This window comes from Pseudomonas sp. NFPP12 (assembly GCF_900103205.1).
In the GTDB taxonomy this organism is placed as follows: Bacteria; Pseudomonadota; Gammaproteobacteria; order Pseudomonadales; family Pseudomonadaceae; genus Aquipseudomonas; species Aquipseudomonas protegens.
This window is the reverse complement of record NZ_FMWW01000007.1, coordinates 75,768-100,508: the sequence shown is the minus strand read 5'-3', so window position 1 is coordinate 100,508 and position 24,741 is coordinate 75,768. Positions and strand designations below refer to the sequence as shown.

General features: G+C 64.3%; 23 protein-coding genes. 16 read left to right on the top strand and 7 right to left on the bottom strand.

What is annotated here, in order from left to right; all coding sequences use genetic code 11:
* The first annotated feature begins 25 nt into the window (after positions 1–25).
* From BLS75_RS28365 to BLS75_RS28335, 7 genes are all read left to right on the top strand, one after another.
* Positions 26–547 (top strand): RNA polymerase sigma factor, encoded by a 522-nt coding sequence (locus tag BLS75_RS28365; protein WP_011063603.1) that lies wholly within the window; start codon positions 26–28, stop codon positions 545–547.
* 63 nt (positions 548–610) lie between these two features.
* Positions 611–1,624 (top strand): FecR family protein, encoded by a 1,014-nt coding sequence (locus tag BLS75_RS28360; RefSeq protein ID WP_072452959.1) that lies wholly within the window; start codon positions 611–613, stop codon positions 1,622–1,624.
* A 131-nt stretch (positions 1,625–1,755) separates the two neighbouring features.
* Positions 1,756–4,461, top strand: coding sequence for a TonB-dependent receptor (locus BLS75_RS28355; protein WP_072452960.1), 2,706 nt, complete (start codon positions 1,756–1,758; stop codon positions 4,459–4,461).
* Positions 4,462–4,544: 83 nt separating this feature from the next.
* Complete coding sequence (locus BLS75_RS28350; protein ID WP_011063600.1) at positions 4,545–5,162, top strand: heme acquisition protein HasA; 618 nt, start codon at positions 4,545–4,547, stop codon at positions 5,160–5,162.
* Between the two features lie 218 nt (positions 5,163–5,380).
* The gene (locus BLS75_RS28345) at positions 5,381–7,177 is read left to right on the top strand and encodes a type I secretion system permease/ATPase (protein WP_072452961.1); all 1,797 of its coding nucleotides are present in this window, start codon (positions 5,381–5,383) and stop codon (positions 7,175–7,177) included.
* Positions 7,174–8,523 (top strand): HlyD family type I secretion periplasmic adaptor subunit, encoded by a 1,350-nt coding sequence (locus tag BLS75_RS28340; RefSeq protein WP_011063598.1) that lies wholly within the window; start codon positions 7,174–7,176, stop codon positions 8,521–8,523. The genes BLS75_RS28345 and BLS75_RS28340 overlap by 4 nt, the downstream gene beginning before the upstream one ends.
* On the top strand, positions 8,520–9,860 hold the full coding sequence (locus BLS75_RS28335; protein WP_011063597.1) for a TolC family outer membrane protein: 1,341 nt from the start codon (positions 8,520–8,522) through the stop codon (positions 9,858–9,860). The genes BLS75_RS28340 and BLS75_RS28335 overlap by 4 nt, the downstream gene beginning before the upstream one ends.
* 206 nt (positions 9,861–10,066) lie before the next feature.
* Here the strand turns inward: BLS75_RS28335 and trmA are convergent, their stop codons facing one another.
* Positions 10,067–11,146: a tRNA (uridine(54)-C5)-methyltransferase TrmA gene (trmA, locus tag BLS75_RS28330; RefSeq protein WP_072452962.1), complete on the bottom strand. Its 1,080-nt coding sequence runs from the start codon at positions 11,144–11,146 to the stop codon at positions 10,067–10,069.
* Entirely contained in the window at positions 11,143–12,435 is a 1,293-nt protein-coding gene (locus tag BLS75_RS28325; protein ID WP_015637118.1) for an NCS2 family permease, read from the bottom strand. The genes trmA and BLS75_RS28325 overlap by 4 nt, the downstream gene beginning before the upstream one ends.
* A gap of 206 nt (positions 12,436–12,641) precedes the next feature.
* On the opposite strand from BLS75_RS28325, the gene BLS75_RS28320 reads away from it, so the two are divergent.
* Positions 12,642–13,091: a DUF4879 domain-containing protein gene (locus BLS75_RS28320; protein ID WP_015637117.1), complete on the top strand. Its 450-nt coding sequence runs from the start codon at positions 12,642–12,644 to the stop codon at positions 13,089–13,091.
* 66 nt (positions 13,092–13,157) lie between these two features.
* Entirely contained in the window at positions 13,158–13,709 is a 552-nt protein-coding gene (locus BLS75_RS28315) for a DJ-1 family glyoxalase III (protein ID WP_072452963.1), read from the top strand.
* Positions 13,710–13,712: 3 nt separating this feature from the next.
* Here the strand turns inward: BLS75_RS28315 and BLS75_RS28310 are convergent, their stop codons facing one another.
* The gene (locus BLS75_RS28310) at positions 13,713–14,003 is read right to left on the bottom strand and encodes a HigA family addiction module antitoxin (protein ID WP_072452965.1); all 291 of its coding nucleotides are present in this window, start codon (positions 14,001–14,003) and stop codon (positions 13,713–13,715) included.
* A 15-nt stretch (positions 14,004–14,018) separates the two neighbouring features.
* Positions 14,019–14,297: a type II toxin-antitoxin system RelE/ParE family toxin gene (locus BLS75_RS28305; RefSeq protein WP_011063591.1), complete on the bottom strand. Its 279-nt coding sequence runs from the start codon at positions 14,295–14,297 to the stop codon at positions 14,019–14,021.
* 437 nt (positions 14,298–14,734) lie between these two features.
* Between BLS75_RS28305 and BLS75_RS28300 the strand changes: the two genes are divergently transcribed.
* Complete coding sequence (locus tag BLS75_RS28300) at positions 14,735–15,031, top strand: hypothetical protein (RefSeq protein WP_019096028.1); 297 nt, start codon at positions 14,735–14,737, stop codon at positions 15,029–15,031.
* 34 nt (positions 15,032–15,065) lie between these two features.
* Here BLS75_RS28300 and BLS75_RS28295 read toward each other — a convergent pair whose 3' ends face one another.
* A complete protein-coding gene (locus BLS75_RS28295) occupies positions 15,066–16,304 on the bottom strand; it encodes an MFS transporter (RefSeq protein WP_015637113.1) in 1,239 nt (412 codons plus the stop codon).
* 573 nt (positions 16,305–16,877) lie between these two features.
* Here BLS75_RS28295 and BLS75_RS28290 point away from each other — a divergent pair.
* The 3 genes from BLS75_RS28290 (at position 16,878) to BLS75_RS28280 (ending at position 19,608) form a co-directional block, all read left to right on the top strand.
* Positions 16,878–18,317, top strand: coding sequence for a cytochrome ubiquinol oxidase subunit I (locus BLS75_RS28290; protein ID WP_011063588.1), 1,440 nt, complete (start codon positions 16,878–16,880; stop codon positions 18,315–18,317).
* Between the two features lie 3 nt (positions 18,318–18,320).
* A complete protein-coding gene (gene cydB, locus BLS75_RS28285; protein WP_072452966.1) occupies positions 18,321–19,328 on the top strand; it encodes a cytochrome d ubiquinol oxidase subunit II in 1,008 nt (335 codons plus the stop codon).
* 112 nt (positions 19,329–19,440) lie between these two features.
* Positions 19,441–19,608, top strand: coding sequence for a DUF2474 domain-containing protein (locus BLS75_RS28280; protein WP_072452967.1), 168 nt, complete (start codon positions 19,441–19,443; stop codon positions 19,606–19,608).
* A 96-nt stretch (positions 19,609–19,704) separates the two neighbouring features.
* On the opposite strand, the gene BLS75_RS28275 is transcribed toward BLS75_RS28280, so the two are convergent.
* Positions 19,705–20,829 carry a methyltransferase gene (locus BLS75_RS28275; RefSeq protein WP_072452968.1) on the bottom strand — a complete coding sequence of 375 codons (1,125 nt, stop codon included), beginning with the start codon at positions 20,827–20,829 and terminating at the stop codon, positions 19,705–19,707.
* 214 nt (positions 20,830–21,043) lie between these two features.
* Here BLS75_RS28275 and BLS75_RS28270 point away from each other — a divergent pair, with 214 nt between their 5' ends.
* On the top strand, positions 21,044–21,820 hold the full coding sequence (locus BLS75_RS28270) for a ferredoxin--NADP reductase (protein WP_053153998.1): 777 nt from the start codon (positions 21,044–21,046) through the stop codon (positions 21,818–21,820).
* 47 nt (positions 21,821–21,867) lie between these two features.
* Here the strand turns inward: BLS75_RS28270 and mscL are convergent, their stop codons facing one another.
* Entirely contained in the window at positions 21,868–22,281 is a 414-nt protein-coding gene (mscL, locus tag BLS75_RS28265) for a large-conductance mechanosensitive channel protein MscL (protein ID WP_011063583.1), read from the bottom strand.
* 287 nt (positions 22,282–22,568) lie between these two features.
* Between mscL and katB the strand changes: the two genes are divergently transcribed.
* Positions 22,569–24,110: a catalase KatB gene (gene katB, locus BLS75_RS28260; RefSeq protein WP_072452969.1), complete on the top strand. Its 1,542-nt coding sequence runs from the start codon at positions 22,569–22,571 to the stop codon at positions 24,108–24,110.
* A 66-nt stretch (positions 24,111–24,176) separates the two neighbouring features.
* On the top strand, positions 24,177–24,737 hold the full coding sequence (locus BLS75_RS28255) for an ankyrin repeat domain-containing protein (protein ID WP_015637109.1): 561 nt from the start codon (positions 24,177–24,179) through the stop codon (positions 24,735–24,737).
* The last annotated feature ends 4 nt before the right edge of the window (positions 24,738–24,741 follow it).

Below are 24,741 nucleotides of genomic sequence, written 5' to 3'. Positions count from 1 at the left end.
TTCCTTCATGTTCCAGGGAGTCGGTTTGTCGGACGTGGATCTCAAGGGACTGTTTCTCAAGCATGCCGCTGCCTTGCGTGGGTACCTGGCGCGCAAGATACGGGACCCGCAGTTGGCCGCTGATCTGGTGCAGGAGAGTTTCCTGCGGCTGGCCGAGCACACGCGCGGCGAGCGTATCGACAACTCCCAGGGCTATCTCTACCGCACGGCGAACAATCTGCTGATCGACCATGTACGTCAGGAGGCGCGGCGCAAGACCGAGACCGTGCCCCATGAGGTGCTGGCCGACATCGAGGATGAGGCGGCCGGGCTGGAGGCTCAGGCGATGGCGCAGCAACAGCGCAAGGCACTGAAACAGGCGATCATGGAACTGCCCCCGCGGACCCAGGAAATCTTTCGCCTCAACCGTATCGAAGGCATGACCCACGCCGAGGTGGCCCGGCACCTGAATATTTCCGACAGCTCGGTGCAAAAGCACTTGTCCCGGGCGCTGGCCTATGTGATGCAGCGTTTGCAGGCTACCGACGGTCGGCCGGTCGACGAGTGAGTTACGGTAAAAGTCGGGGTCAGACGTCACTGCTTATATATAACGAGAAATCGAGATTCACACGTGAATAGCCAGGGTCCGCAAGAGCGCAGTATCACCGAGGCCGCCGCCGACTGGGCGGTGCGTTTGCACGCGGGAGGCCTGAGCGCCACCGAGCAGGCGCAGCTTGCCCAATGGCAGGCCGCCGACCCGCGTCATCCCCAGGCTCTGGTGTTTGCCCGGCAGACCTGGGAGGCCCTGGGCGAGTTGCGCCTGGACCCCGAACTGGCGGCCACTGCCCCACCACGGCGCCAGGCGGCGCGGCCTGCGGCGACAATACCGCGCCCGCGCCGTCGACGCCGGCTGGTGCGGGCCGCCAGCGCGGCGATGCTGGTACTGGTGGTGGCCCTGGGCTGGCTGCAAGGGCCGCAGGCGCTGCTGTACCTGCAGGCTGACTACCTTACCGGCAAGGGCGAGGTGCGCACCGTACAACTGGCCGATGGCAGCCAGGTGGAGCTGGATTCGGGCAGCGCCATTCGCCTGGACTACAGCGGCGACAAGCGCCAGGTTCAATTGCTGGCCGGCTCCGCGGTGTTTGACGTGGCGCCCATGGCCGGCGAGGAAAAACGACCTTTTATCGTGCAGAGCGCCGGCGGCCAGACCCGCGCCCTGGGCACCCGTTTCGTGGTCGGGCGCGAGAGTGCTCAACAAGCCTGGGTCGGCGTGTTGCAGCACAGTGTCGCGGTGAGCCTGGATGCCCCGGCGCAACGCGGGGCCTCCGAGCGGGTGCTGCAAGAGGGGCAGAGCGTGCGCTATGACCCGCAGTCGGGGGTGGTGGCGCTTGATGGGCTCGACCTGCAGCGGGCTACCAGTTGGCGGCGCGGCGTCCTGGTGTTCGACCGCCAGCCCCTGGGCCTGGTGGTGGAGCGCCTCAATCGCTATCGGCCCGGGCGGGTGGTGCTGACCAACAGTGCCCTGGCCCAGCGTCAGGTCAGCGGTGTCTTCCGCCTGGACATGCTCGATGCAGCCCTGGTTACCCTGACCCAGGAACTGCAGGTGCAGCGTTTCGACCTGGCCGGAGTCAGCCTGATTTACTGAGGCCTGCGGGCCTTTTTCCACCCTTGTGCAAAATAATTCAAAAAAACCTTACTGAGTTTTCCTGCCTGGCACGTCTAGCTAATTGAGATGCATTCGCATAAACAAAAATAGCCAGCGCAGGAACAAGGGACATGAGGGTAGGCAGTCGCACTGGAATTCACGCAGCAAGTCGTTTGGCCCTGGCCATTCACTTGGGCGTCGCAGGGCTGTTGGCAGGAGGCGGTTTGCTGCACGCGGCGGAGCCTGTGGGTGCAGCCCCACAGAGCGCCCAGCAGCAACGCGAGATGGATTTCGATATCCCCGCCCAGGCCCTCGGCAGTGCAGTGCTGGTGTTTGCCGAGCAGGCCGGGGTGCAAGTGCTGTTCGACAGCCTGCGCCTGCATGGCTTGCACAGCTCGTCGCTCAAGGGCCGCTACAGTGCCGAGGAGGGCCTGGCGCGGCTGCTGGGCAATGCGCCGGTGCAGTACCGCTTCACCGGCGAGCGCCAAGTGACCCTGAACCGGGTGGAAACCGGCCGTGACGGCGCCCTGGCCCTGGCGCCCACCACCATCTCCGGCAACCTCGAAGGCCGCCAGAGCGACTGGGTGTATAACGCGCCGCGTTCGGTGAGCGTGGTCGGCCGCGAGCAGCTCGATCGCAACCCGCCCCGGCACGCGGCCGACATGCTGGAGGAAACCTCCGGTGTGTATTCGGCAGTCAGCCAGCAGGACCCGGGCCTGTCCGTGAATATCCGCGGCCTCCAGGACTATGGCCGGGTCAACATGTCGGTGGACGGCATGCGCCAGAACTACCAGCAGAGCGGCCACCAGCAGCGCAACGGCACCCTCTACGTCGACCCCGAGCTGCTCTCCGAGGTGGTGGTGGAGAAGGGCGCTACTTCGACCATGGGCGGCGCCGGGGTGATTGGCGGGGTCGCCAATTTTCGCACCGTCGAAGCCCGTGACCTGCTCAAGCCCGGCCAGGAAATCGGTGGCCGGATCCGCGTGACCAGCGGCCTGGGTGGCCGCAGCAACGGCACCCATTTCATCGGCAGCACCGCCTTCGCCATCGGCACCGAGGTCTGGGACATGCTGCTGGCCGCCAGTGAACGGCACCTGGGGGACTACAACCCGGGGACCAAGGGCGGCATTGGCGAGCTGCGTACCGGCAGTTGGATGGACCCGTCGATCAATGACCGGGTGAAGAATTCCAAGGTGGCCTATTCCGCTTCCGTGATGCGTTCGCGCCTGGCCAAGCTGGGGCTCAACCTGCCCCAGGACCAGCGCCTGCAACTGAGCTACCTGACCACCCAGGTGTCCTACGACGACGCCAACATGATGAACGTCGAGAACCAGCAACAGCTCTGGGAAAAGCTCGGCAGCAGCGATGTGCGCTCGCAGAACTTCGGCCTCGACTACAGCTACACCCCGGACAACCCGCTGATCGACTTCAAGGCCAAGCTCTACTACGTCGACAACAGCAACGACCAGAGCACCCTGACCCGGCGCAGCAGCCCCGGCTACTCGATCACCTACCAGACCGACACCTATGGCGCTCAGGCGCAGAACACCTCGACCTTCGCGCTCGGCGAGCTGGCCACGCTGAAGGCCAACTACGGCCTGGAATTCTTCTATGACAAGGTCCGCCCCGACTCCAGCCAGCCGGTGCCCAAAGGGTCGGCGGTCAGCGCTTCGCCCGCGGCCAGCATGACCCCCGAGGGCGATCGTGCCCTGGGCAGCCTGTTCACCCGCCTGGATTTCGACTACGACGGCTGGTTGAACCTCAACGCCGGTTTGCGCTACGACCGCTACCGCCTGCGGGGCGAGACCGGAATCAACACCCGCACCTTCGTGATCGGCAAGACGCCCCAGCAGATTTCGGTGCCGGTGGCCTATGACATCGACAACGAGGAAGGGCGCTTCTCGCCGACCTTCGGCCTGTCGGTCAAGCCGGGCGTCGAATGGCTGCAGTTGTTTGCCAGCTATGGCAAGGGCTGGCGGCCACCGGCGGTGACCGAAACCATGATCACCGGCCGGCCCCACGGCGGCGGCTCGGAGAGCACCTTCCCCAACCCCTTCCTCAAGCCGGAGCGTTCCAGCACCTGGGAAGCGGGGATCAACGTCTTCAAGGAAAACCTCTGGTTCAACGATGACCGCCTGGGGATCAAGGTGGCGTACTTCGATACCCGGGTCGATGACTTCATCTATATGGCCATGGGTGTGCAGCCCCCTGGCTATGGCTCGCCCGGCATCGGCAACAGTGCCTATGTCAACGACCTCAGCAGCACCCGCTTCAAGGGCGTGGAGTACCAGCTGGACTATGACGCCGGTCGCGCCTACGGCCAGCTGAACTACACCCGCATGATCGGCGACAACGATTTCTGCACGAAAGTCGCCTGGCTGGGGGGCGTGACCCAGCCGGTGAAGAATGGCAGTGGGCGTGGCGCGATCGTCACCGGCATGCGTCCCGATGATGCAGCCAACAACGCCAGCCGCTGCAATGCGGCGATCCTCGGTTCGGCCGAACACATGCCCATGGACCGCGGCACCCTGACCCTGGGCGCGCGCTTTTTCGACCGCAAGCTGGATATCGGCGCCCGAGCCCGCTACAGCGCCGGCTATTCGATCGCCGGCTCCGCCACCGGCACCGTGAGCCAGACCGGCGTCTACCCGGCCGATTGGAAGCCCTACACCGTCTACGACCTGTATGGCAGCTACCGGGCCACTGAAGAACTGACCCTGCGCCTGGCCATGGAAAACGTTACCGACCGCGCCTACCTGGTGCCCCTCGGCGATGTCCTGGCCTTCACCCTCGGCCGTGGCCGGACCTTGCAGGGCACCGTGGAGTATCAGTTCTGACCGCTTTTGCCCATTGATGGGCAAAACCGCAGCAGGCAGTGGCCTGCTGCGGACATGACCCCCCTAATGTATTGGAGTTTTGCATGAGCATTTCGATCTCTTACAGCGCTACCTACGGCGGTAATACTGTTGCGCAATACCTGACTGACTGGTCGGCCTACTTCGGCGACGTCAACCACCGCCCAGGCGAAGTGGTCGACGGCACCAACACCGGTGGCTTCAACCCGGGCCCGTTCGACGGCACCCAGTACGCCATCAAGAGCACCGCCAGTGACGCGGCCTTCGTTGCCGACGGCAACCTGCACTACACCCTGTTCAGCAACCCGAGCCACACCCTCTGGGGCTCGGTGGACACTATCTCCCTGGGCGACACCCTCGCCGGTGGTTCGGGCAGCAACTACAACCTGGTTAGCCAGGAAGTCAGTTTCACCAACCTGGGCCTCAACAGCCTGAAGGAAGAAGGTCGTGCAGGCGAAGTGCACAAGGTGGTCTACGGCCTGATGAGTGGCGACAGCTCGGCGCTGGCCGGCGAGATCGATGCCCTGCTCAAGGCGATCGACCCAAGCCTGTCGGTGAACTCCACCTTCGACGACCTGGCCGCTGCTGGCGTTGCTCACGTCAACCCGGCTGCTGCAGCCGCTGCCGATGTTGGCCTGGTGGGTGTGCAGGACGTGGCCCAGGACTGGGCGCTGGCCGCCTGAGTGCAGGCCTGAGGCATAAAAAAGCGAATGCAGGATCGCTCCTCCATTCGCTGGCTTGACTCACCTCCGTCGCCCGAGTTTTCGAAGGCCAGGGCGGCGGCGGTGGCAAATTCTGGGGAGCGCCGTGGTGCCTGTCAACGCACCGGGCGCGCCTCTTGTCGTTCCGCTCTGCCCGAGCGGAAGGCCCTGTAACCCTAAACTCTCCACAGGACACCTTGATGAGCAGGCCGAATCCACTTGCCGCTTCCGAGACGCTGGCGGCCTTGACGGCCTACAAGGGCGGCTTTTTCAACATCGGCCTGTTCTCGGCGGTGATCAACCTGCTGATGCTGGCCCCGGCCCTTTACATGCTGCAGGTCTACGACCGGGTGCTGGCCTCGGGCAATCAGATGACCCTGCTGATGCTGACGCTGATGATCCTCGGCCTGTTCGGCCTGATGGGGGCGTTGGAGTGGGTGCGTAGCCAGGTGGTGATCCACCTCGGTACCCAGATGGACATGCGCCTGAACCAGCGGGTGTATGACGCCGCTTTCGAAGCCCAGCTCAAGGGCAGCCCCCAGGCCGCCGGCCAGGCTTTGAACGACCTGACCGCGCTGCGCCAGTTCGCCACCGGCAATGCCTTGTTCGCGTTCTTCGATGCGCCCTGGTTTCCGGTCTACCTGCTGGTGATCTTTCTCTTTCACCCCTGGCTCGGCCTGCTGGCCCTGGCCGGCGCGGTGCTGCTGGTGGCGCTGGCCTGGATCAACCAGCATATCTGCCAGGCACCCCTGGCCCAGGCCAGCCAGTTGTCGATCATCACCAGCCAGCAGGCCACCGCCAACCTGCGCAATGCCGACGCGATCGAAGCCATGGGCATGCTCGGCGCCCTGCGCGAGCGCTGGTTCATCGGCCACCAGGGCTTTCTCGCCCAGCAGAACCTGGCCAGCGAAAAGACCGCCACCATCAGCGCCTGGTCCAAGGGCGTGCGCATGGCCCTGCAGTCCCTGGTGCTGGGCCTGGGCGCCTGGCTGGCGGTGCAGGGCCAGATCACCCCGGGGATGATGATCGCCGGCTCGATCCTAATGGGCCGCGTGCTCAGCCCCATCGACCAGTTGATCGCGGTATGGAAGCAATGGAGCTCGGCGCGCCTGGCCTACGAGCGTTTGTCCGAGTTGTTGCAGGCCAACCCGCCACGGCCGGCGCGCATGAGCCTGCCGACGCCCAAGGGCAAGTTGAGCGTCGAACAGCTGAGTGCCTGTGCCCCTGGCAGCCGGCGCCCGGCCCTGAGCAACCTCGGTTTCACCCTGGAGGCCGGCCAGGTGCTGGGGGTGATCGGCCCTTCCGGTTGCGGCAAGTCCACCCTGGCCCGGCTGTTGGTCGGTGCCTGGATGCCCCTGACGGGAAAGGTACGCCTGGATGGCGCAGACCTGGCTCAGTGGGACAGGCAGCAACTGGGACCGCATATCGGTTACCTGCCCCAGGACATCCAGCTGTTCGCCGGCAGCATCGCCGAGAACATCGCGCGTTTTGCCCAGCTGGACTCGGATCAGGTCCTGCAGGCCGCACAAATGGCCGGGGTGCACGAACTGATCCTGCAATTGCCCCAGGGCTATGACACGCGCCTGGGCGAGGGCGGTGCCGGGTTGTCCGGCGGGCAGCGCCAGCGCATCGGCTTGGCCCGGGCCCTGTATGGCCTGCCGGCGCTGATCGTGCTCGACGAGCCCAATTCCAACCTCGATGAGGCCGGTGAGCAGGCGCTGCTGCAAGCCATCAGCCAGCTCAAGCAGCGGCAGCGAACCCTGGTGCTGATCACCCACAAGCCCAACGTGCTGACCCTGACCGACCAGTTGATGATCCTGCGCGACGGCCAGTTGCAGGCCTATGGTCCTACGGCGCGGGTGCTGGAGGCGAACCAGAAGGCCAAGGCCGCGCCGCCGCCGGCTGTATCGATGAGCAATCCGGCGAGCAGCCCGGTGACCAGCTTGAACATGAACTACCGCCTGGGCGTGGCCGGCGGCGAAGGGAAAAAAGCATGAAGGCGAATTTATCCACAGGTCCTGCTGCGCCGGTCGCGGGGCCGGCCGCCAGCAATGTGTTGTCCCTGGACGACAGGAAGTACTCACGGCTCGGCTGGCTCCTGGTGCTGGGAGGTTTTGCCGGGTTTATCGGCTGGGCCGCCCTGGCGCCGCTGGACAAGGGCGTGGCGGTGTCGGGCAAGGTCATGGTCTCGGGCCATCGCAAGACCGTACAGCACCAGAGCGGCGGCATCGTCGAGCGGATCGAAGTCAAGGAAGGCGACCGGGTCAGCGCCGGGCAGGTGCTGCTGCGCCTCAACGAGACGCCGCTGCGCACCCAGATGCAGTCCCTGCGCAGCCAGTACCTGGGCTCGCTGGCCAGCGAAGCGCGGCTCAATGCCGAGCGCGACGGCGCCAGCGATATCGTCTTCGACCCGCAACTTCAGGCCCTGGCCAGCGAGCCGGACGTGGCCGCCAGCCTGTCGTTGCAACGGCAGCTGTTCAGCAGCCGGCGCCAGGCCCTGAGCATGGAACAGCAAGGGATCGCCGAGACCATCGCCGGCTCCGAGGCGCAGTTGCGTGGCACCCGGGATTCCCAGGCCAGCAAGCTGGCGCAGCGCCGCGCCTTGAATGAACAGTTGCAGGGCCTGCGGGAACTGGCCCGGGACGGCTATATCCCGCGCAACCGGCTGCTGGACAGCGAGCGCCTGTACGCGCAGATCGACGGCTCGATCGCCGAGGACTTCGGCCGCATCGGCCAGTTGCAGCGGCAGATCCTCGAATTGCGCCTGCGCATCCGCCAGACCACCGAGGATTTCCAGAAAGACCTGCGCAGCCAGTTGGCCGATACCCGGGTGCGTACCGAGGACCTGCGCAATCGCCTGGCCTCCGCCCAGTTCGAACTGGCCAACAGCCAGGTGCGCGCCCCGGCCGCCGGGGTGGTGGTGGGGCTGGAGGTGTACACCGAGGGCGGGGTGATCAAGCCGGGCCAGCCGCTGATGGACATCGTGCCCCAGGACGAGCCGTTGCTGGTGGAGGCGCGGGTGCCGGTGCAACTGGTGGACAAGGTGCACCCGGGGCTGCCAGTGGAGCTGATGTTCTCGGCCTTCAACCAGAGCACCACGCCCAGGGTGCCGGGGGAGGTGACCCTGGTGTCCGCCGACCGGCAGGTGGATGAGCGCACCGAGGAGCCTTACTACACCCTGCGGGCCACGGTCAGCGCCCAGGGCATGCAGCAGTTGCAGGGCTTGCAGATCCGCCCGGGCATGCCGGTGGAAGCCTTCGTCCGTACCGGCGAACGCTCGATGCTCAACTACCTGTTCAAGCCCCTGCTGGACCGGACTCACATGGCGTTGGTGGAAGAATGATTCGAGCCTGGTGCTACTACCTGCCCCTGCTGTGCCTGTTGGGCAGCCCGTCGGTCCAGGCCCTGGGGTTGCTGGACGCCTATGACCTGGCCTTGCGCAATGACCCGACCTTCCAGGCAGCGATCAAGGAACGCGATGCCGGGGAAGAGAACCGGGCCATCGGCCGTGCCGGGCTGCTGCCGAACCTGTCCTGGAGCTACAACAATTCGCGCAACCAGTCCGAAGTGACCCAGGAGACCGTTCGCGGTGATGTCACCAATGACCGGGACTACCGCAGCTACGCCTCGACCCTGACCCTGCAGCAACCGCTGCTGGACTACGAAGCCTATGCGCGCTACCGCCAGGGCTCGGCCCAGGCGCTGTTTTCCGACGAACGCTTTCGTGGCAAGAGCCAGGAACTGGCGGTGCGCCTGCTCAGTGCCTACAGCCAGGCGCTGCTGGCCCAGGAGCGCATCGAACTGAGCCGGGCGCAGAAGCGTGCCTACGCCGAACGCTTGCAGCTCAACGAACGCCTGCTCAAGGGCGGCGAGGGCACCCGCACCGATGTGCTGGAGACCCAGGCCCGGCTGAGCCTGGCCCTGGCGCAGGAGATCGAGGCCCAGGACCAGCAGGACGCGGCCCTGCGCGAGCTGCAAGCCATAGTCGGCGAACCGTTGCAGATCGACGAACTGGACCCGCTGACCCGGCAGTTCCAGATCCAGCCGCTGCTGCCCAACCGCTTCGACAGCTGGCGTGACCTGGCCATGGCCAACAACCCGGACCTGGCGTCCCAGCAGCAGGCGCTGCGAGTGGCGGAGTATGAAGTGGAGCGCAAGCGCGCCGGGCACCTGCCCAAGGTGAGTTTGTATGCCAGCAGCCGTCAGACCAGTTCCGATTCGGAAAGCTCCTACAACCAGAAGTACGACACCAATACCGTGGGCATCCAGGTCAGCCTGCCGCTGTTTGCCGGTGGCTCGGTATCGGCCTCGACCCGCCAGGCGGCCAGCCAGCTGTCCCAGGCGCAGTTCGAACTGGATGCCAAGACCGCCACCACCCTCAACGAACTGCGCAAGCAGTTCAACCTCAACACCAGCGCCGCGGCCAAGGTCCGGGCCTATGAAATGGCCGTCAGCTCCGCCGAGGCCCTGGTGACCGCGACCCAGAAGAGCGTGCACGGCGGCGAGCGGGTCAACCTGGATGTGCTGGACGCCGAGCAACAACTGTTCACCGCCCGCCGCGACCTGGCGGATGCCCGGCATGCCTACCTGTTGGCGCGGATCCAGCTCAAGTACTACGCCGGCCTGCTCAACGAACAGGACCTGCAGCAACTGGCCGGCTACTTTCGTCCTCTCGGCTGACCTTGTAGCCGCTGCCGCAGGCTGCGACCGGGGCGCCGCCCCGCACACCCGGCGACGCAGACGTGCCTGATGCGCCGCGGTGTCAGGTTTGCGCCTGCTTCGCAGTCGATCGCAGCCTGCGGCAGCGGCTACAGGAAACGGTAGGGGATCGGCGGCCCAGAATGACAACGGCCGTCTCGAGGACGGCCGTTGGGGAGCGGGGCCAATCAGCGGCGGGTCAGCAGGACCCCGGATTCCATGTGGTGGGTCCAGGGGAACTGGTCGAACAGCGCGCAGCGGGTGATGCGGTGGGTGTCGTGCAACTGGGCGATGTTGGCCGCCAGGGTCTGCGGGTTGCAGGAGATGTACAGGATGTTGTCGAAGCGCCGGGTCAGTTCGCAGGTGTCCGGGTCCATGCCGGCCCGAGGCGGGTCGACGAACACGCTGCCGAATTCGTAGCTCTTGAGGTCCACGCCCTGCAGGCGGCGGAACGGCCGAACTTCGTTCAGGGCTTCGGTCAGCTCTTCGGCCGACAAGCGCACCAGGGTGACGTTATCCACAGCGTTTTCGCTGAGGTTGCTCAAGGCCGCATTCACCGAGGTCTTGCTGATCTCGGTGGCCAGCACCTTGCGCACCCGGGTGGCCAGGGGCAGGGTGAAGTTGCCATTGCCGCAGTACAGCTCCAGCAGGTCGTCCTGGCGCTCGCCCAGGGCTTCATAGGCCCAGTTGAGCATCTTCTGGTTCACCGTGCCGTTGGGCTGGGTGAAGGCGCCTTCGGGCTGGCGGTAGCTGAAGGTACGCCCGCCGACTTCGAGCTTTTCCACTACGTAGTCCTGGCCGATGACTTCGCGCTTGCCCTTGGAGCGGCCGATCACGCTGACCTTGAGGTCGGCGGCCAGCTGGCTCGCGGCCTTGTGCCAGTGCTCGTCCAGTGGGCGGTGGTAGCACAGGGTGATCATCGCGTCGCCGGCCAGGGTGGTGAGGAACTCCACCTGGAACAGCTTGTGGCTCAGGGGCGCGCTGGCTTGCCAGGCGGCCTTGAGCCGGGGCATCAATTGGTTGATGCGCTGGCTGGCGATGGGGAACTCCTCGATGAGGATCGGCGTGCGCTTGTCGTCCTGGGAGAACATCGCGTAGTGCCGTTCCCCGGCCTCGCGCCACAGGCGGAACTCTGCCCGCAGGCGGAAGTTCTGCAGGGGCGAGTCGAAGACCTGAGGCTCGGGTGCATCGAAGGGGGCCAGCAGGTCGCGCAAGCGCGCGACCTTGTCATTCAACTGGGTGGTGTAGCTTGCGGCGTCAAAAGTCATGCGGGGTAACCGAGCTTGATCACGAACAGGATCGACAGGATCACCAGGGGCGCGTTCAGCTCACGGGCACGGCCCGACAGCAGCTTGATCACGGTCCAGGCGATGAAGCCGAAGGCGATGCCGTTGGCGATGGAATAGGTGAACGGCATGGCCAGGGCGGTGACCACCACGGGAGCGGCGACGGTGATGTCTTCCCAGTCGATTTCCGCCAGGCCCGAGGTCATCAGCACAGCGACGAACAGCAGGGCCGGTGCGGTGGCGAAGGCCGGCACGCTGGCCGCCAGTGGCGAGAAGAACAGCGCCAGCAGGAACATGATCGCCACCACGATGGCGGTCAGGCCGGTGCGGCCGCCGGCGCTCACGCCCGCCGCGGATTCGATGTAGCTGGTGGTGGTCGAGGTGCCCAGCAGGGAACCGGCCATGGCGGCGGTGCTGTCGGCGATTAGCGCCCGGCCCATTTTCGGCATGTGGCCGTCCTTGCCCATCAGCCCGGCGCGCTTGGCGACGCCGATCAGGGTGCCGGAGTTGTCGAACAGGTCGACGAACAGGAAGGCGAAGATCACGCTGATCAGGCCGATATCCAGGGCGCCCTTGATGTCCAGTTGCAGGAAGGTCGGGGCCAGGGACGGTGGCATCGAGGTCACGCCGCCGAACGGGGTGACGCCCATGAGAATGGAGACGACGGTCACCGCGAGGATGCCGATCAGCACCGCGCCTCGCACTTTCAGGGCTTCCAGGGCCACGATCAGGGCAAAACCCAGGGCCGCGAGGATAGGGGCCGGTTTGCTGAGATCGCCCAGGCCCACCAGGGTCGACTCGTTGCCCACGACGATCTGGGCGTTATGCAGGGCGATCAGCGCCAGGAACAGGCCGATACCGGCGGCAATGGCCGAGCGCAGGGGCAGGGGGATGCTGTTGATGATCCATTCGCGGATGCGGAAGATCGACAGCAGGAAGAACAGCACCGCCGAGATGAATACCGCACCCAGGGCCACCTGCCAGGTGTGGCCCATGTGCAGGACCACGGTGTAGGTGAAGAAGGCGTTCAGGCCCATGCCCGGTGCCAGGGCGATCGGGTAGTTGGCGATCAGGCCCATGACTGTGGAACCGATGGCCGCCGCCAGGCAGGTGGCAACGAAGATCGCGCCCTTGTCCATGCCCGTCTCGCCGAGAATGCTCGGGTTGACGAAAAGGATGTAGGCCATGGCCAGGAAGGTGGTCACGCCCGCAAGAATCTCGGTGCGCACGTTGGTGTTGTGTGCCTTGAGTTGAAACAGCCTTTCCAGCATGTCTGCTCCCCGTGGCGCCGCCGGGCGCCGTGAATGTATCGACTCCAACAGCAAAGCACAGACTTTATAAGGTGCCTGCGGATTTGCTCTGGGTCGGAAAAAGCCGCGCATCATACCAGCAGCGTGGGCCAATGGCTGCGATCGTCGGCGATGTTTTGCCGCGCTGGCAAGTAGCGCATACTGCGCCCTGGTTTTAGGGGGGATTTATGCGCAGCACAGTGAAAATGACAGCCCTGGCATTGCTCGGCGCGACAGCCTGCTGGCTGGCGGCCCCGGCCATGGCGCGCTCGGCCCCGCCGCTGAGCCGGGTGGAGATTCTCAAGGTGCTGTCACCTTCCTGCGGCCTGGAGGATGTCTCCGACGGTCGTGAACGGACCCAGTGCGATCACAACGGCCCGAACATCAAGGTCTACGTGCTGGAGATCGGCTACGGTCGCGAGCCCCATGTGACCCTGGACGGCTTCGAGGTCGATGGCACCCGTTCGCCGGTGTGCGAGGACGGCTCCAGCTATGTGCCCTGTGGCAACTCGGGGACTACCGTCGGCTATGTCTATGTCTTCGACCTGGCGGGCAAGCAGGAGGGCACCTTCAGCTTTCGCAACACCTCGCTCAACGCCCCGGGCAACAGCCTGGGCGCGCAGATCTACATCAAGTGACGGCGCCCTGAACGGCAGCCGGCAAAGCTGACTAAGCTCTAAAGACCTCCACGCGGAGTCATCCCCATGACCTTCAGAGCCCTGGTCACCCTTGCCGAAGGCATCGACGACCTGCAAAGCGTGACCTTGATCGACGTACTGCGCCGTGCCGAAGTCGAAGTGCTGGCCGCCAGCGTCGAAGGCCGGCGCATGCTCACCTGCGCCCGGGGCACCCGCTTGACCGCCGACGCCATGCTGGTGGACGTGCTGGCCCAGCGCTTCGACCTGATCGTATTGCCCGGCGGCGCGGTGGGCGCCCAGCACCTGGCGGCCCATCAACCGCTGCAGCAACTGCTCAAGGATCAGGCCGCAGCGGGGCGCCTGTTCGCCGGCATCGCCGAAGCCCCGGCCCTGGCCTTGCAGGCGCATGGCGTGCTGCGCCAGCGGCGCATGACCTGCCTGCCCAGCGCCAGCCATCATCTGCTGGGCTGCACCTTTGTCGACCAGCCGGTGGTGGTGGACGGTAACTGCATCACCGCCCAGGGCTCCGCCGCGGCCCTGGCGTTTGCCCTGGCCCTGGTGGAAGCGCTGTGCGGTCGCGGCAAGCGCGCCAAGGTGGCTGGAGAGCTGCTGGTTTAGGGCTCAGCCAACATGGGCCGCGATGGGCTCGATCAGCGGTTGCAGTTCCTGCTCGGTGTGCCAGATGTCGTAATCGGCCTGTACCGCCAGCCAGACCTTGGCCTTGCCGATCCCGGCGCGTTCCAGCCTGACCGCCAGTTCTGCGCGGATTGGCGCATGGCCGTTCAACACCTTGGACAGGTGCGGGCGGGCGTAGCCGATATGCCGCGCCAGCTCCGTCACGCTGATGCCCAGTTCGGGCAAGATATCCAGGCGCAGGGTGTCACCGGGGTGGGGCGGGTTGTGGATGGGCATGATCTTGCCTCCTGTTCAGTGGTAGTCCAGATAATCCACCAGCTCGATATCCGAACCTACGAAACGAAAGATCACTCGCCAGTTGCCGGACACTACCAGGGACCAGTAGCCAAGCAGGTCGCCCCTGAGCGGGTGCAGCCGCCAGCCCGGCAGATTGAGGTCTGCCGGTTCGCTGGCGTGATCCATGAACGACAGCTGGCGGGCCAACCGGCGTGCATGCTCGGCCCGTATTCCACGAGTCGATCCGGTTTCATAGAAGGCGCGCAGGCCTTTGTGCTGAAAGGACTTGATCATGGAGTGCGGGTGTAAGGCGATACCTTACACTCTTCGTAGCGGTTTTGTATTGCAGAGAATGATCAACAACCTGTTACGAGGCCCCCCACGGGGCGTTTCTCTGTCGCAGCTCGGTTCGGCAAGGAGTCGGGCACGGGGCTTGTGAACGGGTAACAAAGGCTAACCAGCCGCTTCTTGCACCGCCCGTCCCATCACCCCTATAGTTCGCGCCGTCGCTGCCAATTCAGCGGCCGGGTTTGGTCACCCGAAATTAGAAGGCGCACGCGCCACCCTGGTTTGCAGGCACTTTTTCGTGTCCGCACGCTTAATGGTGGGCTGTGCGCGGGACACCTTCGGGTGTGCCGGGTGCCTTCTTCCCGGTTGACCAACCTGTGCACAGTCCGCCACCCATCGTTTGGTCACGATTGGGGCGGTCATTCATAAAGAAGGATCTAATGATGAATACCCCGGAAACTGCTGCTCACTATGTGCCGCTTAAATCCAACATAAGCCGGCCAGGTGTGTTTTTTATCAACGCCAATGCCTCCCCTGAGGCGCTGCACGAAGCCGCCGAGCAACGCATGCGCACGGCTGCCAATCTGCTGGAAACCCTCTGCTGCCTGAATTTCAGCCACGGCGATGTGAAGGACATCCCGCACATCATCGACGTGCTCTATGTACTGACCCAGGATGGTTGCGACCTGCTGGAGGCGGCGAAATGGCGAGCCGCTGCTGAAGCTCAGCCCAGCCACTGAGGCTTGAACCTGGCCGCGCCAGCCCGGCGCGGCTTCAGGCCTTGGGTTGCTCGAGCCGTTCGATCATCCGATCGCGCTGGGCCAGGGTCGGGAACAGCTTGATCCAGACGCCGGTCACCAGCAGCGTGCCGACCCCGCCCAGCACCACCGCCGGCACCGTGCCGAACCAGTGGGCGGTCAGCCCGGATTCGAACTCCCCCAACTGATTCGAAGCGCCGATGAACAGGCCGTTCACCGCGCTGACCCGGCCGCGCATTTCGTCCGGGGTCTCCAGTTGCACGAAGGAGGCGCGGATCACCATGCTGATCATGTCCGCCGCCCCCAGCACCACCAGCACCGCCAGGGAAAACCAGAACGAGGTCGAGAGGCCGAAGGCGATGGTGGCCACGCCAAACACCCCGACCGCGGTGAACATCACCCGCCCGACCTTGCGCTCGACGCTAAAACGCGCCAGCCACAGGGACATCAGCAAGGCCCCCACCGCTGGCGCCGAGCGCAGCAGCCCCAGGCCCCAAGGGCCGGTGAGCAGGATGTCCTTGGCGAACACCGGCAGCAGCGCGGTGGCGCCACCCAGCAATACCGCGAACAGGTCCAGGGAGATGGCGCCGAGGATGTCCGGGCGGCTGCGGATGAAGCGGATGCCCGCCAGCAGCGAATCGAGGGTGGCCTTGCCCTTGTTCAACGGGGTCTGCCGGGCCGGCAAGTTGAGCATCAGCAGGCAGGCGATCAGGTACAGGACCACGGTGGGGCCGTAGACCCAGACGCTGCCGAAGGCGTACAGCAACCCGCCCAGGGCCGGGGCGACGATGGTCGCCGACTGCTGCGCCGATTGCGCGGCGGCCACCGCCCGGGGAAACAGCGCCGCGGGCACGATGCTCGGCAGCAGGGCCTGGGTGGTGGGCATTTCGAAGGAGCGGGCGCCGCCGAGCAGGAAGGCCAGGATGAAGATCATTTCCCGGGTGACGCTGTCGGTCAGGCTGCCGACGGCCAGGGCCAGGGCGATCAGGGCTTGCAGCGACTGGCAGATGGCCGCTACCCGGCGCCGGTCGTAGCGGTCGGCCACATGCCCGGTGTGCAGCATGAACAGCACCCGCGGGGCGAATTCCACCAGCCCCACCAGACCCAGGTCCAGCACATTGCCGGTCAGTTGGTAGAGGTTCCAGCCAATGGCCACGGTGAGCATCTGGAAGCCGCTGGCGGTGAAGATCCGCGCCAGCCAGAACGCGATGAACGGACGATGGTGACGGAGCAGCAGAGGGTCTTGGCTGGGCATCGGGCGGTAGATCTGAGCGGGGAGTGCCACGAGATTATCACCAAGATGTAACCAATAGTTGCGGCTCGGGGAAAATTCGTTAGCCGCGCATCTATCTTGTTTTTCGCTCGAACACCTGGTCGCGAACCCTGTAGCCGCTGCCGCAGGCTGCGAACGGCTCCGAAGGAGACGCCAGGATCTTGAATACGCCGCAGGTTCGACGGGAAGTTGCCAGCCAAGGCCCTGCGTACTGAACGCGGCCCGGCCTTTCGCAGCTTCGCAGGCTGAGCAGCGGCTACAGGCGTTTTGTGTGGGAAAAAGCCGGGAAAACCCCGGGCTTGAGAGGGTGAGGCAAGCTGTCACGCGGCAAATAACCACAGAGTTGCATGGCGAAATTAGGACTACTCTTTCAACGTTGCTTGATCCAGATCAAAACCTTTTTGCAAAGGCTGATGTGGTGGCCCAAGTGCCAGACTCCCTGCGTAGCGATGGTTTAAAAAAGAACGAATCCGAATTCGCCGCACTCCATATCCGTGGGGGCAGTGGGTGCAGGCCTCTGGCCGGCAGCCGGTATTACCTGATAGAGGAAAGCTTATGTTCGGTTTAGAGGCTCTTGATCTCGCCCGAATTCAGTTCGCGTTCACCATCTCGTTCCATATCCTGTTCCCGGCGATCACCATCGGCCTGGCGAGCTACCTGGCGGTACTCGAAGGCCTCTGGCTGAAGACCCGCGACGACACCTACCGCGATCTCTACCACTTCTGGTCGAAGATCTTTGCCGTCAACTTCGGCATGGGCGTGGTCTCCGGCCTGGTGATGGCCTACCAGTTCGGCACCAACTGGAGCCGCTTCTCGGACTTTGCCGGGTCCGTCACCGGCCCCTTGCTCACCTATGAAGTGCTCACGGCCTTCTTCCTCGAAGCCGGTTTCCTCGGGGTGATGCTGTTCGGCTGGAACAAGGTCGGGCGCAAGCTGCACTTCTTCTCCACGGTGATGGTGGCCATCGGCACCCTGATCTCGACGTTCTGGATCCTCTCGTCCAACAGCTGGATGCAGACCCCGCAAGGCTATGAAATCGTCAACGGCCAGGTGATCCCGGTGGATTGGCTGGCGGTGATCTTCAACCCGTCATTCCCCTATCGCCTGGCGCACATGGCTGTAGCGGCGTTCGTCGCCACGGCGTTCTTCGTCGGTTCGTCCGCAGCCTGGCACTTGCTGCGCGGGCGGGACAACCCGGCCATTCGTCGCATGCTGTCGATGGCCATGTGGATGGCCCTGATCGTGGCGCCGGTGCAGGCGGTGATCGGCGACTTCCATGGCCTCAACACCCTCAAGCACCAGCCGGCGAAAATCGCCGCCATCGAAGGCCACTGGGAGAACGTCGGCAATGAGCCGACCCCGCTGATCCTCTTCGGCTGGCCGGACATGAAGGCCGAGAAAACCCGCTTCGCGGTGGAAATCCCTTACCTGGGCAGCCTGATCCTCACCCACTCGCTGGACAAGCAGGTGCCGGCGCTCAAGGAGTTCCCACCCGAGGACCGGCCCAACTCGACCATCGTCTTCTGGTCGTTCCGGATCATGGTCGGCCTGGGCATGCTGATGATCTTCACCGGCCTGTGGAGCCTCTGGCTGCGCAAGCGCGACACCCTCTACACCTCGCGCCCGTTCCTGTACCTGGCGTTGTGGATGGGCCCGTCCGGGTTGATCGCGATCCTGGCCGGCTGGTTCACCACCGAGATCGGCCGCCAGCCGTGGGTGGTCTATGGCCTGATGCGCACGGCGGATGCCTCTTCCGGCCACAGCTTTGTGCAGATGAGCATCACCCTGGCGCTGTTCGTGGTGGTGTACTTCTCGCTGTTCGGCGTGGGGATCGGCTACATGATGCGCCTGGTGCGCAAAGGCCCGGTTACCAACGAAGGTGCCGAAACCAGCCACGGTGGCCCCGGCCAGAAACGCACCCCGGCCCGTCCGCTGTCCGCAGCCGACGATGACCACGACGCCGACCACGGCACCCGCCTGAACAAGGGGAACTGAGTCATGGGTATTGATCTTCCGCTGCTCTGGGCCGTGATTATCATCTTCGGCATCATGATGTACGTGGTCATGGACGGCTTCGACCTGGGGATCGGGATTCTCTTCCCGTTCGTCAAGGACGACCGCGACCGTGACGTAATGATGAACACCGTCGCGCCTGTCTGGGACGGCAACGAAACCTGGCTGGTACTGGGCGGCGCGGCGTTGTTCGGCGCTTTCCCGCTGGCCTACTCGGTGGTGCTCTCGGCACTCTACCTGCCGCTGATCCTGATGCTGGTGGGCCTGATCTTCCGCGGCGTGGCCTTCGAGTTCCGCTTCAAGGCCAAGGAAGACAAGCGCCACATCTGGGACAAGGCCTTCATCGGCGGCTCGGTGGCGGCGACCTTCTTCCAGGGCGTGGCCCTGGGGGCATTCATCGATGGGCTGCCGGTGGTCAACCGCCAGTTCGCCGGAGGTTCCCTGGACTGGCTGACCCCGTTCACCCTGTTCTGCGGCCTGGCGCTGGTGGTGGCCTATGCCTTGCTCGGTTGCACCTGGCTGATCATGAAAACCGAAGGCAAGCTGCAACTGCAGATGCATGACCTGGCGCGGCCCCTGGCCTACGTGGTGCTGGCGGTGATCGGCGTCGTCAGCATCTGGACGCCCCTGGCCCACGCCGAGATTGCCGCGCGCTGGTTCACCCTGCCGAACCTGTTCTGGTTCCTGCCGGTGCCGATCCTGGTGCTGGTGACCATGTACGGCCTGCTCCGCGCCGTGGCCCGCAACGCCCACTACACGCCGTTCCTGCTGACCCTGATGCTGATCTTCCTCGGCTACAGCGGCCTGGGCATCAGCCTATGGCCGAACATAGTGCCACCGTCGATCTCCATCTGGGACGCCGCCGCGCCGCCGCAGAGCCAGGGCTTCATGCTGGTGGGCACCTTGTTCATCATCCCGTTCATCCTGGGTTATACCTTCTGGAGCTACTACGTGTTCCGCGGCAAGGTCACCCACGAAGACGGTTATCACTAGGTAGGAGCCGGCTTGCCGGCGAAGAGGCCTTCGCGCCTTGCGCCGAGCTTGCGGTCGCTTTCGCTGGCACGCCAGCTTCTACGGGAATCCGGGTTAGGCAGGAGTTGAGGTCATGAGCGGTAAACACTCTTTGCAGGAAATCGAACAGGCGGAAAAGAAGCCGCTGTGGCAGCGCCTGGGTTGGCTGGTATTGATCTGGGGTGGCAGTGTCCTGGCCCTGTTCGTGGTCGCCAGCCTGATGCGCATGTTCATGAATGCCGCAGGCCTGACCACCCACTGATCATCCCATCCCGTTGCCTTGCGGCACGGTTTCAACCCTCCCTTGGTGGAGGGTTTTTTTTGCCTGTCGAAAAGACAGCTGTGTTCTGGCGAGCCCTTACTTGCGGGCCTTGAGGATGACGAACTTGGGGGTTGCCGCCACTTGCTCGACGCCGCGGAACAGCCGCGCCAGCTTGCTGTGGTAGCCCAGGTGGCGGTTGCCGACGATGTACAGCGCGCCCCCTACCACCAGGGCCTCCCGGGCCTGCTGGAACATGCGCCAGGCGAGGAAGTCGCCCACCACCTGCTGCTGGTGGAACGGCGGGTTGCACAGCACCACCTCCAGGGATTGCGCTGCCTGGCCGGCCAGGCCGTCGCCGGCTCGCATTTGGGCTTCGCGCTCGCCCAGCACGGCCTGCCAGTTCTCCCGGGCCGATTGCACCGCCATGAAGGATTCGTCCACCAGGGTGTAATGGGCCTGGGGGTTGTCCAGGGCGCTGGCAATGGCCAGTACGCCGTTGCCGCAGCCCAGGTCCGCGACCCGGGCGCTGCCGAGGTTCTGCGGCAGGTGCGGGAGGAAGGCGCGAGTGCCGATGTCCAGGCCTTCGCGGCAGAACACGTTGGCGTGGTTGAGCAGCTCGATGGCCGGCTGTTCCAGGCGATAGCGGGTCGGGTAGGGCGACACGACGGGCTGCTTGTCTTGCGGCGTGGCAATCAGCAGCCGAGCCTTTTTCACCGCCAGCGAGGCCTGGACCGGGCCGATGTAGCGCTCCAGCAAATCACCGGCGGCGCGGGGCAGGTGCTTGATCATCGCCGCCGCCACCACCTGGGCGCCGGGGGCCAGCTGCCCTTGCAGGCGGATCAGTTGCTCTTCCAGCAGGGCCAGGGTCTTGGGGACGCGGATCAGCACCCGGTCGAAGGGGCCGGCCAGGGCCTCGCTGGCCGGCACCACGCGCACGGCGTCGAAGGGCAGGCCGTTGCGCACCAGGTTCTTTTCCAGGGCCAGGGCGCCCAGGTAGGAGTCGCCACTGCTGCTGACCTGGACCTTGCCCAGCAGGCTCGCGGCCAGGGCGCCGAAGCTGTCGTTGAGCACCAGCACCCGGGTGTCGCTGGCCGGTTGTTGTTCGGCCAGGTGATTGAGCAGGTATTCGTCCGCCGCGTCGAAGGCTTGCAGTGGCTCGTTCTGCTGTTCGGGCTGGCGGATCAGGTCGAGCTGGGCGAAGGGGCTTGCAAGCAGGGGCATGGGGCGGACTCTAGGTAATCGGTGAATGTCCCGGCGGTGGGGGCTGTCGAGCGCACGGGAACCCTCGGACAGCGGCAGCGCGGGCTGTTCGAAGCGGGGCTAAATGGTACGTTTTTTTGTCGCTGATTGCCCGCGCTCTATGCCACTACAAACCGCCGGTGTTTCTGCGCGGCGCTTTGCGGGACACTAGCGCATCGGTTTTGTGGAGCCTGTCATGACTGCCAGTGAAGAAAAATACACCCGCCAGACCCTGCTCGAGGTCCAGCCCCTGACCTCCAGCCTGTTCACCCTGCGCACCACCCGGGATGCGGGTTTTCGCTTTCGTGCCGGGCAGTTCGCTCGCCTCGGGGTGACCAAGGCCGACGGCAGTACGGTGTGGCGCGCCTATTCCATGGTGTCGTCGCCGTTCGATGAGTTTCTCGAGTTCTTTTCCATCGTGGTGCCCGGCGGCGAGTTCACCAGCGAGCTGAGCCGCCTGGAAGTGGGGGACAGCCTGCTGGTGGATCGCCAGGCCTTTGGCTACCTGACCCTGGACCGTTTCGTCGATGGTCGCGACCTCTGGTTGCTATCCACCGGCACCGGGATTGCGCCGTTCCTGTCGATCCTCCAGGACTTCGAGGTGTGGGAAAAATTCGAACGCATCATCCTGGTCTACAGCGTGCGCGAGGCCAAGGAGCTGGCCTATCAGCGCCTGCTGGCCGAGTTGCCCCAGCGCGAATACCTGGCGGAATTTGCCCACAAGCTGCAATTCATCAGCACCGTGACCCGCGAGCAGCATCCGGGCAGCCTCAACGGGCGCATCACCCAGTTGATCGAGAGCGGTGAGCTGGAGCGCGCCGCCGGCGTGGAGCTGAGCCCCGAGCACTCCCGGGTGATGCTCTGCGGCAACCCGCAGATGATCGATGACACCCGCGCCCTGCTCAAGCAGCGGGGCATGAGCCTGAGCCTGACCCGGCGACCGGGGCAGGTGGCGGTGGAAAACTACTGGTAATGAAAACGGCGCCATCAGGGCGCCGTTGTCGTATTGCGGGATCAGCCTCAGGGCTTGTTGTTCTGAGCCTTGAGCAGATCGCGGATCTCCCCCAGCAGCTCTTCTTCCTTGGTCGGTACCGGCGGCAGCGTCGGGGCCACGGCCTCTTCGCGCTTGAGACGGTTGATCACCTTGACCCCCATGAAGATGGCGAAGGCAATGATCACGAAGTCGATGATGCTCTGGATGAACTTGCCGTACGCCAAGACCACTGCCGGCGTATCGCCCGCAGCCGCCTTGAGCGTGACCGCCAGATCCCCGAAGTTCACCCCACCGATCAGCAGGCCGATTGGCGGCATGACCACGTCGCCAACAAAGGACGAGACGATCTTGCCGAACGCGGCGCCGATGATGATACCGACGGCCATATCGACCACATTACCTTTGACCGCGAAGGCCTTGAATTCACTTAGCACGCCCATAGGTTATTCCTTGCTACAGATGAGGTTGGTTACGGCAGTGTAATTCAGCAAAAAGCATTTTGCCGAAACAACTTTTTACAGCTCGCGGGGTTATCGACCGATAAAGAGGCAAATAGTTTATTCAAAGTGCCATCAAATCGCGCGCGATATACCCCGCGCCCCACGATATAACCAGTACATTCTGTCAATCGAGCGGTTACGGCCTTTCTATTTATCTTTCAAATATTTAGTCACTAGCCTCTAGCAGGCGCATCGAGATGCGCCTTATATAACTAGAGGAATACAACATGACCGCTTCTCTTGGCCTTGGGAGTCTTTCCCAGCGACGCGTACTGGGCGTGCTTGCCGCCAGTATGCTTTCCCTTTCCGTACAGGCCGCCACGCTGACCCGCGACAACGGTGCGGCAGTGGGCGACAACCAGAATTCGCAGACTGCGGGCGCCACCGGCCCGGTGCTGTTGCAAGACGTGCAGTTGATTCAGAAACTCCAGCGGTTCGACCGCGAGCGCATTCCAGAGCGTGTGGTGCATGCCCGTGGCACGGGTGCCCACGGTACTTTCACGGTAACCGACAACCTCACGGACCTGACCCGTGCCAAGGTGTTTGCCGCCGGCGAAGTGACCCCGGTATTCGTGCGTTTCTCGGCGGTGGTGCATGGCAACCACTCCCCGGAAACCTTGCGCGATCCACGGGGCTTCGCCACCAAGTTCTATACCGCGGACGGTAACTGGGACCTGGTGGGCAACAACTTCCCGACCTTCTTCATTCGTGATGCCATCAAGTTCCCGGACATGGTGCATGCGTTCAAACCCGATCCGCGCACCAATCTCGACGATGACTCGCGGCGTTTCGACTTCTTCTCCCATGTTCCAGAAGCCACCCGTACTCTGACCGAGCTGTATTCCAACTCCGGCACTCCGGCCAGTTACCGGGAAATGGACGGTAATGGTGTGCATGCCTACAAGTTGATCAACGCCAAGGGCGAAGTGCACTACGTGAAGTTCCACTGGAAGAGCCTGCAGGGTCTGAAGAATCTCGACCCGAAACAAGTGGTGGACGTACAGGGCCGCGATTACAGTCATATGACTAATGACTTGGTAACCCACATTAATAAAGGGGACTTTCCCAAGTGGGACTTGTATGTCCAGGTATTGAAACCCGAAGACCTGGCCAAGTTTGATTTCGACCCGCTGGACGCTACCAAGATCTGGCCCGGTGTGCCCGAGCGCAAAGTCGGGCAGATGGTGTTGAACCGCAATCCGGCCAACGTATTCCAGGAAACCGAGCAAGTGGCCATGGCACCGGCCAATCTGGTGCCAGGCATCGAACCGTCGGAAGACCGCCTGCTGCAAGGCCGGGTGTTCTCCTATGCCGATACCCAGATGTACCGCATCGGCGCCAATGCCCTGCAACTGCCGATCAACGCGCCGAAGAACCCGGTGAACAACGGCAACCAGGACGGCGCGATGAACCTGGGCCACAGCAGCACGGGGGTCAACTACCAGCCAAGCCGCCTGATGCCACGCGAAGAGCCGCAGACCGCGCGCTACAGCCAGATGGCGCTGGCGGGCAGCACCCAGCAGGCGAAGATCCAGCGCGAGCAGAACTTCAAGCAGGCCGGTGACCTGTACCGCTCCTTCAGCAAGAAGGAACGCCAGGACCTGATCGACAGCTTCGGCGGCTCCCTGGCCACCACTGATGATGAGAGCAAGCACATCATGCTGTCGTTCCTTTACAAGGCCGACCCTGAATATGGCACTGGGGTGACCAAGGTGGCCAAGGGCGACCTGGCCCGAGTCAAGGCCCTGGCGGCGAAGTTGAGCGACTGATCGAGCGAGCCTTACCCGTCACGCCCGCCCGGGCGTGACGTCTTTTTCCGACAGAGGAGTCGCGCCATGCGTCTTTTTATAGCGCTGCTGTCAGTGGCCTGGTCGTTTGCCGCCTACGCGCAGCCTACGGCCGAAGCAGCGGCCGCCGCCGACCCGGTGGCGGTCAAGGTCCAGCTGGAAAACTATTATTTCGATGCCGCCCGCCGTGGCGATGTGGAAATGCTCGACACCTTTATCGCGGCCGGCTATTCCCTCGATACCCAGGATGAAAAGGGCTACACCGCGCTGATCCTCGCGGCCTATCACGGCCAGGGCCCGGCGGTGGAGCGCCTGCTGGCCGCTGGGGCCAACGCCTGCGCCCAGGACAAGCGTGGCAACACGGCCTTGATGGGGGCGATCTTCAAGGGCGAGGTGCAGATCGCCCGGCGCCTGCTGGCCGCCGATTGCAGCCCCGACCAGCGCAATGGCGCCGGGCAGACCGCCGCCATGTACGCCGGGTTGTTCAAGCGGGTCGAATTGCTCGACGCCCTGGCCGCCAAGGGCGCCGACCTGAATGCCGAGGATCCCCTGGGCAATAGCGCCACGCGCCTGGCCAGCGGGCAGATACGTACCGCCGCACCGCGCTGATCCG

Coding starts and splice junctions, on each gene's coding strand:
- BLS75_RS28355 (WP_072452960.1), top strand. CDS start 1,756: ATGAGGGTAGGCAGTCGCACTGGAATTCACGCAGCAAGTCGTTTGGCC.
- BLS75_RS28350 (WP_011063600.1), top strand. CDS start 4,545: ATGAGCATTTCGATCTCTTACAGCGCTACCTACGGCGGTAATACTGTT.
- BLS75_RS28345 (WP_072452961.1), top strand. CDS start 5,381: ATGAGCAGGCCGAATCCACTTGCCGCTTCCGAGACGCTGGCGGCCTTG.
- BLS75_RS28340 (WP_011063598.1), top strand. CDS start 7,174: ATGAAGGCGAATTTATCCACAGGTCCTGCTGCGCCGGTCGCGGGGCCG.
- BLS75_RS28335 (WP_011063597.1), top strand. CDS start 8,520: ATGATTCGAGCCTGGTGCTACTACCTGCCCCTGCTGTGCCTGTTGGGC.
- trmA (WP_072452962.1), bottom strand. CDS start 11,146: ATGACTTTTGACGCCGCAAGCTACACCACCCAGTTGAATGACAAGGTC.
- BLS75_RS28325 (WP_015637118.1), bottom strand. CDS start 12,435: ATGCTGGAAAGGCTGTTTCAACTCAAGGCACACAACACCAACGTGCGC.
- BLS75_RS28320 (WP_015637117.1), top strand. CDS start 12,642: ATGCGCAGCACAGTGAAAATGACAGCCCTGGCATTGCTCGGCGCGACA.
- BLS75_RS28315 (WP_072452963.1), top strand. CDS start 13,158: ATGACCTTCAGAGCCCTGGTCACCCTTGCCGAAGGCATCGACGACCTG.
- BLS75_RS28310 (WP_072452965.1), bottom strand. CDS start 14,003: ATGCCCATCCACAACCCGCCCCACCCCGGTGACACCCTGCGCCTGGAT.
- BLS75_RS28305 (WP_011063591.1), bottom strand. CDS start 14,297: ATGATCAAGTCCTTTCAGCACAAAGGCCTGCGCGCCTTCTATGAAACC.
- BLS75_RS28300 (WP_019096028.1), top strand. CDS start 14,735: ATGAATACCCCGGAAACTGCTGCTCACTATGTGCCGCTTAAATCCAAC.
- BLS75_RS28295 (WP_015637113.1), bottom strand. CDS start 16,304: ATGCCCAGCCAAGACCCTCTGCTGCTCCGTCACCATCGTCCGTTCATC.
- BLS75_RS28290 (WP_011063588.1), top strand. CDS start 16,878: ATGTTCGGTTTAGAGGCTCTTGATCTCGCCCGAATTCAGTTCGCGTTC.
- cydB (WP_072452966.1), top strand. CDS start 18,321: ATGGGTATTGATCTTCCGCTGCTCTGGGCCGTGATTATCATCTTCGGC.
- BLS75_RS28280 (WP_072452967.1), top strand. CDS start 19,441: ATGAGCGGTAAACACTCTTTGCAGGAAATCGAACAGGCGGAAAAGAAG.
- BLS75_RS28275 (WP_072452968.1), bottom strand. CDS start 20,829: ATGCCCCTGCTTGCAAGCCCCTTCGCCCAGCTCGACCTGATCCGCCAG.
- BLS75_RS28270 (WP_053153998.1), top strand. CDS start 21,044: ATGACTGCCAGTGAAGAAAAATACACCCGCCAGACCCTGCTCGAGGTC.
- mscL (WP_011063583.1), bottom strand. CDS start 22,281: ATGGGCGTGCTAAGTGAATTCAAGGCCTTCGCGGTCAAAGGTAATGTG.
- katB (WP_072452969.1), top strand. CDS start 22,569: ATGACCGCTTCTCTTGGCCTTGGGAGTCTTTCCCAGCGACGCGTACTG.
- BLS75_RS28255 (WP_015637109.1), top strand. CDS start 24,177: ATGCGTCTTTTTATAGCGCTGCTGTCAGTGGCCTGGTCGTTTGCCGCC.